This window comes from Microbulbifer sp. TYP-18, assembly GCF_040932045.1.
Classification (GTDB): domain Bacteria; phylum Pseudomonadota; class Gammaproteobacteria; order Pseudomonadales; family Cellvibrionaceae; genus Microbulbifer.
In genome coordinates this window covers 1-973 of record NZ_JBFRBC010000090.1, presented here as the reverse complement: position 1 = coordinate 973, position 973 = coordinate 1, and the positions used below count along the sequence as shown (strand labels likewise).

The window sequence follows — 973 nt, the reverse complement described above, 5'->3', positions numbered from 1 at the left end:
CAAGAAGAAAAGCGCCGCACAGCTATCAAGCTTTGGAAAAATGGAATGCGTGTCATCGAAGTAGCAGACACGCTGGACGTATCGGATAAGGCGGTTCGTAACTGGATCAGGGCCTATGAGGCTGGCGGTATGAAAGCGCTTGCCGCCAAAAAACGGGGGCATAACAAAGGCATAGGGCGCTGCTTGACGAGGGAGCAGGAATCAAAAATAAAGAAGCTCATCATCAATAGGCAACCAGATCAGATCAAGCTGGATTATGCCTTATGGACTCGCAAAGCGGTAATGGATCTGATTGAGAGGGAATGCGGAGTAAAGCTGGCGATCCGCACGGTAGGCAGCTACTTAAAGCGCTGGGGTTTTACTCCACAAAAGCCAGCCAAGCGCGCCTACGAGCAAAGGCCCGCAGCGGTAAAGCAATGGCTGGAAGAAGACTACCCGGAAATCAAAAATCGGGCAAAGAAGGAAAATGCAGAGATTTATTGGGGTGACGAGACGGGAATCCGGAGCGATTGCCAACACGAGCGAGGCTACGCCCCTCGCGGAAAAACCCCTGTCGTACACCTAAATGCAAAACGAGCATCAGTGAACATGATTTCCGCTATTACCAATCAGGGATTGGTTCGCTTTCAGATTTATGATGGCACTATGAATGCCGATCGTTTGATAGAATTCTTCAAGCGCCTGATAAAATCTTCAAAGCGAAAAGTATTCCTGATTCTAGACAATCTCCGGGTTCACCATGCCCGGGTAGTCAAATCCTGGCTAAGAGAGAATGAAGACAAGATCGAAGTATTTTATCTGCCATCCTACTCTCCAGAACTGAATCCGGATGAATATCTGAATTGCGATCTGAAGGCCGGAGTGCATAGCGGAAAACCGGCACGGTCAAAAGAACAGCTAAAGGGAAAAGCATTATCGCATATGAGGAAACTACAGAAGATGCCAGCCCGGGTAGCGTCCTACTTCAGGCATC

At 48.8% G+C, this 973-nt stretch carries 1 protein-coding gene; it reads left to right on the top strand.

Annotation, left to right across the window (positions count from 1 at the left end; translation table 11 throughout):
* Window positions 1-973: IS630 family transposase (locus ABVT36_RS19070; protein WP_368457978.1), on the top strand; the 973-nt coding region annotated here is incomplete at both ends.